7 protein-coding genes and 1 pseudogene are annotated in these 6,150 nt (G+C 35.3%); all 8 read left to right on the forward strand.

The features are described 5' to 3' along the window. Positions 1 to 635, forward strand: a pseudogene (locus V7150_RS22275) (OmpL47-type beta-barrel domain-containing protein); the annotation flags it as partial. A gap of 173 nt (positions 636 to 808) precedes the next feature. Then, a complete protein-coding gene (gene flaG / locus V7150_RS22280; RefSeq protein WP_335522593.1) occupies positions 809 to 1,150 on the forward strand; it encodes a flagellar protein FlaG in 342 nt (113 codons plus the stop codon). Positions 1,151 to 1,253: 103 nt separating this feature from the next. Beyond that, a complete protein-coding gene (locus V7150_RS22285) occupies positions 1,254 to 1,829 on the forward strand; it encodes a DUF6470 family protein (protein ID WP_335522595.1) in 576 nt (191 codons plus the stop codon). A 241-nt stretch (positions 1,830 to 2,070) separates the two neighbouring features. Next, positions 2,071 to 2,346: a flagellar biosynthesis anti-sigma factor FlgM gene (gene flgM / locus V7150_RS22290; RefSeq protein ID WP_335522597.1), complete on the forward strand. Its 276-nt coding sequence runs from the start codon at positions 2,071 to 2,073 to the stop codon at positions 2,344 to 2,346. A gap of 11 nt (positions 2,347 to 2,357) precedes the next feature. After that, positions 2,358 to 2,843, forward strand: a complete 486-nt coding sequence (locus V7150_RS22295; protein WP_335522599.1) for a flagellar protein FlgN — start codon at positions 2,358 to 2,360, stop codon at positions 2,841 to 2,843. Between the two features lie 32 nt (positions 2,844 to 2,875). Beyond that, positions 2,876 to 4,336, forward strand: coding sequence for a flagellar hook-associated protein FlgK (gene flgK / locus V7150_RS22300; RefSeq protein WP_335522601.1), 1,461 nt, complete (start codon positions 2,876 to 2,878; stop codon positions 4,334 to 4,336). Between the two features lie 10 nt (positions 4,337 to 4,346). Continuing rightward, positions 4,347 to 5,255: a flagellar hook-associated protein FlgL gene (gene flgL, locus V7150_RS22305; RefSeq protein WP_335522602.1), complete on the forward strand. Its 909-nt coding sequence runs from the start codon at positions 4,347 to 4,349 to the stop codon at positions 5,253 to 5,255. A gap of 179 nt (positions 5,256 to 5,434) precedes the next feature. Further along, positions 5,435 to 6,058: a flagellar brake protein gene (locus V7150_RS22310; RefSeq protein WP_335522604.1), complete on the forward strand. Its 624-nt coding sequence runs from the start codon at positions 5,435 to 5,437 to the stop codon at positions 6,056 to 6,058. The last annotated feature ends 92 nt before the right edge of the window (positions 6,059 to 6,150 follow it).

The following is a 6,150-nucleotide window of genomic DNA, read 5'->3' on the forward strand; positions in this document are numbered from 1 at the left end:
GCTTTAAGGTGAGTGAGGAAGGTGTAACGAAGGTATCTTTCTATAGTGTAGATAAGGCAGGTAACATCGAAGATAAAAAGACCGTTGACGTAAAGATTGATAAAAATGCGCCAATTGTCGTCTGGAATCTTGATGATGAGTATGCACTAGGAACATACTTGCCGGAATATTCGGCTATTGATACTGTTTCGGGTATTGCTCATGAAAAGGTTACAGTAAACGGACAGGAAATCTCAGGTCCTATTAAGTTTGATAAACCAGGATCTTACACTGTAGAGTTAACCGTAACTGATAAAGCAGGGTGGACAACAATAGTGAAAAAGACAATAAATGTATACGTTCAAGCAACTATTGTTGTAAATCCAGGTATCATTAAAACCAACACGGGAGTGTTTACTGTTCAAGTAACAGTGCCAAAAGGCATTGACATGAAAAAATTCGATCTACACAGTGCCACATTAAATGGAGTTTCCGCTAATTCAGGAACGAACGGATTACTGCAGCAAGCTAAAAATGGTCAATTTAAGTTTGATCGTGACCAATTTACTTGGCAGCCAGGAAAAGTAGTGGTTGAGTTCCGTGGATACGTAGATGGATATCTTGTTGTCGGAAGCACGACCGTAATAGTTAAATAGGTAAGATAAGTTTGGTTTTTGATTCTAACAATCTATCTACCCAAAACGAAAGAGACCTTAGGTATTCTAAGGTCTCTTTCTGCTTAATTCCTTTTTATTTCCAAAAGCTCTAATCATTTTTGCATTATTTCCGATAATACTTATAAATAATCATTTATTAGGAGGCAGAGGGTATGATTGAAAAACTGTCAAGTTCTAGTGGTGCAGCAATGGATCTTTCTAAGAATAAAAATTCATTTAATTTAAAAGGAAATTCAGATAACCAGCAAGATCAGTTTATGCAGCAACAAGAGAAAGAAAAAGCTGAAAAAATAATGAACAGTATGAACGATTTTTTAAAAGCTTCGAATACTCATTTAAAATTTGAGTTCCATGAGGGGTTACAAGAATACTATGTTGCGGTTGTTGATGATATAACGAATGAAGTCGTGAAAGAAATTCCTCCCAAAAAATTCTTAGATATGTATGCGGCTATGACAAAGTGTTTGGGACTATTAATTGATAGAAAGGTATAACACGATTTTTACTTTTTAAATAATATTGTCGCAACTTGACATCAATTTTGATACCATTTTTATATAATAATATTAAGCAACAACAATTTAAGGAGTTGAAGTAATGCAACTACCTCAAATACGAATGCATCAAACCTATGCCCAAATTGGACTACGTACAGTTGAGCCTGTGCAGGAAATCCAACAGATTCCTGCCGATCTATCGATAAAACAGTATCCGTCAAAGATGAATATTGACCGTAAACCATCACAACTTGAAATAGATCAAGAACAGGCTTGGAATGAGTTGAATCTTAAAAAGATTAGTGTGTTAAGTGCTGACATGGCTGAATTTTCCAGACAAGAAGGGTTAGAGGCGATTGCTCAAATTTCTCAAGAGGGTGATCAATTAGCGAGAATTGAACATAAGTACGATGCAATTGCGTCAATTGCCGCAGAAAAAGGTAACCCTGAACCGGCCGATTTCAACGTCGCTTTCATCCCGAGTTACGGCTCAGTGAAAATTCATTATACCCCAAGTGAGGTGTCAATCAACTGGAAACAAGGGGGAGCTGAGATTGAATTTACGCCGCATAAGCCAATACACAACTACACTCCGGGAAAGACGAAGGTATACCTTCGCCAAATGCAAGATCTTCAAATCGATTTTGTCGGATTAAATGTGAATTATAAATTGTAATTAAAGAGAATAAAAATTAAAGTTAAACAGCAGTGGGAGGCGATGAAAACTACTTTCCGCTGCTTCTCATTTTTTTTGATACAAAAATTGTTTTAATAATTTTTAAGGAATTAATTATTAGATGATTCCGCGTTAGTTTTTAATANNGTTTTTAATAATTTACTAATTTATTATTAATTTTGCTAAACTATTTTTTAGTACGGCCGATTATATATATTAGAGGAATAGGAGGTCAAGGCTCATGCGAATAAATGATACGAAATATGGTTTTTATTCCTATCAAAATCAACAGAATCGTTCTAACATAGAAAATAATATAAAAAAATCAAACTCTTCATCGGAAGTGAAAATATCTTCACTAGGGAGAGAAATTTCTCAAGCGATGAAATCAGAGCAAGCACAACGGCCAAACCGGGTGGAAGAATTGAAAAAACAGATTTCTAACGGGAATTATCATGTTGATAGCAGTAAAATTGCCGATAAACTAATTGAATTTTGGAAGAATAACTCCATTTAGGAGCTGAGAAAATGGAATATCTAAAAATGTTAAAGCACACAATGGAAACTCTTGTCGATGTCCATAAACGCTTATTGGATTTGGTTAGAGAGAAACAACACATCCTTATTAAGGGTGACACTAATGATCTTCAGAATATGGTCAATCGAGAAAGTTTATGCGTAGCCGAAATTCAAAAACTCGAAAAGAAAAGAAACCTATTAGTCCAAGAGTTTTTGGAACAGAAGGGCATTAAGGGTTCGTCTTTCTCCCTTGAGGAAATAATGAAAATGGAAGACGATTCTGATACAAATGCCACTATAAAAATCATAGCAAAGCAGCTTCGTGTATTGATTCAGGAAATTACCCAAATAAACGAAAGTAACCAACAATTAATCCATACATCCCTTTCATATGTTCAATACTCTATGGGGATGTTAGTTCTAAAAGAACCAGCTATTGGATATGGACCAAATGCTGTCAATAGATATTCAAACCTGTTAGATGCAAAAGTTTAGTTGTATAATTTTAATAGAAGGAAGGAATGGGTATGGCTTCAACTTTTCATGGATTAGAATTAGGGAAAAGGGGCCTTTATGCACAGCAATCAGCTCTTAATACCACTAGTCATAACATTACCAATGTAAATACGATTGGATATAGCCGTCAAAGGGCAGAAATGCAAGCAACAAATGCGATTCCTTATCCAGGAATGCACGGCGATAAATCTCCTGCCCAATTGGGAACTGGTGTTGAGGTTAATAAACTGATTAGGTTAAGAGAAGAATTTTTAGATGTTCAATTTCGTAATGAATACAAAAATCTAGGTTACCATGAAGCAAAAAGTGGTACTTTTACTAGAATTGAAGAACTTCTGAACGAACCATCTGAAGATGGTCTAGCGCATACAATGGATGAATTCTGGAAGGGATGGCAGGAGCTAGTGAAAAACCCTGACAGTGCCGCTGTCCGCTCAGTAGTTAGACAAAAGGGAGTAGCCGTTGCCCAAACTTTCAATCAAATAATGGATTCTCTTGATCAGATGCAGAATGATCTCCAAAACATAATAAAGACTAAAACGGAAGAGGTTAACTCTTTAGCTTCACAAATTAGTATTTTAAACGAACAAATTTCTCGAAGGATTGTAAATGACTATCAACCAAATGATTTACTTGATCAACGAGATGTCTTAATCGACCAACTTTCTAAAATAGTGGATATAGATGTTAAGAATTCTTCGAATGGCATGGTAGACATCAGTGTAGGTAATGGTGCTTTAGTTACTGGCAAAACATCTAATAAGCTAACAATCGGCTTTGACCAAAATAGCGGATTAGTAGATCCAGCTGAGATAAAAATTGGTGGACAAACAGTAGATTTGGGTTCAGGGGAATTGTTGGGAAACATTGAATCGTATGGAATCATGGGAGGAAATCGAAATTCCACTATTCCTTATTATAAAGATAAAATCAATGAACTGGCGATGACATTCGCAAATGCAGTAAATGAAGTTCATTTAAGTGGTTTAAATTTAGATAATATTTCAGGTGTCTCGAACACAAAGGTGGAATTTTTTACAGGTTCATCCGCGAAAGACTTGAAAGTAAATCCAGAAATCATGAAATCTTTAAATTTAATTGCTGCTGCAAAAGACGAGGGCGGAGGGCAATCATCTAAAGGTAATGGTGAACTCGCTCAAGAAATTGCAAATATCAAATTCAAAGATCTTAATTTTACGGGTACTACTTCTACTGCAGATGACTTTTATCGTAATATCATTGGTCAACTAGGTATTGATTCACAAGAATCTCAACGGATGCAGAACAACTATGAAGGGATTATAAAGCAGGTAGAGAATCGCCGCCAATCCGTTTCCGGTGTATCCTTAGATGAAGAAGTAGCCAATATGATAAAATTTCAACAAGCATATAATGCTGCTGCACGAATTGTTACGTCAGTGGATCAATGTTTAGATAAAGTGATCAACGGCATGGGCCGAGTAGGATTGTAGGAGGGGCGATATGGGTTACCGAGTTACTCAAACTATACTCAATCAAAATTTTTTGTTTAATTTACAGCGAAGTAATAAGGCAATGGAAAAATATCAAGAACAGGCATCTTCAGGAAAGAAAATTAATAGACCCTCAGACAATCCAATTACAGCGGTACATGGAATGTTTTACCGTTCTTCGCTTAATGAAGTCGAACAATTTAAACGAAATACCGAGGACGGACACTCTTGGATGAATACGACAGATGAAGCGATGAATGAGGTAAACTCTGTATTACAGCGAGTTCGTGAGCTTACAGTACAGGGACTTAATGAAACGAATGATCCAAGTGCACTTTATGCAATTGGAGAAGAAATCAAACAGCTAAAAGAACATCTAGGTGAAATCGCCAATACGCAAATTTCAGGTAAATACATTTTTGCGGGAACTGATGTAAAAAACCCCCCTTATAGGACGGATCCAGCTGTTCCCGGGTCACCAAAAGAGTTTAGAAGCACAAACGAAGAATTGATAGAGTTACAAGTGGGACAGACAAATTATGTACAAATAAATACTAAAGGAACTGATGTATTCAATAATGACGGTATGGGTGGGATATTTAAAGTGCTCTCAGATATCGAATCCGATTTTAAATCTTCCAATAAGATTACTACTGATCACTTAGGTAAATTGGATAATCAGATGGATAATATCCTTAAGGAACGCTCAGAATTGGGAGCACGCATAAACCGAATGGAATTAAGTATGTCGCGGATCGATGGAATCGAAATATCAACAACCAGTTTATTATCAAAGGAAGAGGATGTGGATATTGCGAAAGTAATTATTGATTTGAAGGCTCAGGAAAATGTGCAGCGTGCTGCATTATCCGTAGGTGCTCGTATTATTCAAACATCCTTAGTAGATTTTTTACGTTAATTTTTTTCTCGGGTAACACAGGCAGCTTTTGTGTTATCCTTTTTTAGTTTTATGATATAAAAAATGATCCACTTTCTATTTGGTAAAGCATTTCCAAAATTCAGTATCTTTTATCCTGTTATTTTGATAAAATTAAAAAGAAAATTATAATTTAATAATGACGATAGCAGGTGTAGTTGATGTATCCTAAAGTAAATCAGAATATAATGATTGATATAAAAAGTCATAATCAGACATTTCGGTCAATTATTGCCGAGGTTGGAGAAGAAGAAATTCTAATTAGTTTTCCTTTAGATAGGAAAATAATCGGGCTGTTACCGGAAGGATCGCTTGTAGATATCATCTATATGGTGGATGAAAATCAATATAAGTTCCTATCAAAAATTATTGGCAGAAAAACAGATACAATCCCTTTATGTCGAATATCGAAACCACTGGAAAAAGAGATTATCAGGATTCAACGAAGAGATAATTTTCGTGTGAATTCCCATTTATTGCTGATGATAAATGAAAATAGGCTATACACTATCAATATAAGCGCAGGTGGAATATTGTTTAGCTGTGGATTGGAAATGGAACTGCAGCAAGGAGAATTGGTTTTGGGGACTTTGATACTTCCGTCTATAAAGCGAAAGGACACGGCCATTATACCCTTTCAAGGCCAAATTCAGCGAATCAACGTATTAAAAAATCTAGATAGAAAAAATATTGCTCTAAAATTTACTGAGATGGATAACCGGGATCAAATGAAAATTGTTCAACATTGTTTTGAAAGACAAAGGCAAAGCAGATTGACACGGTAATCAAAATTATTTCAAAATATAATTAAATATTAACTTGGTCTGTTCTAATCTATAATGGTTAATAAACTATATAAATCTATTCTATAAGAATC

Source organism: Neobacillus drentensis, from assembly GCF_036965245.1.
GTDB classification, from domain to species: domain Bacteria; phylum Bacillota; class Bacilli; order Bacillales; family Cytobacillaceae; genus Neobacillus; species Neobacillus drentensis_G.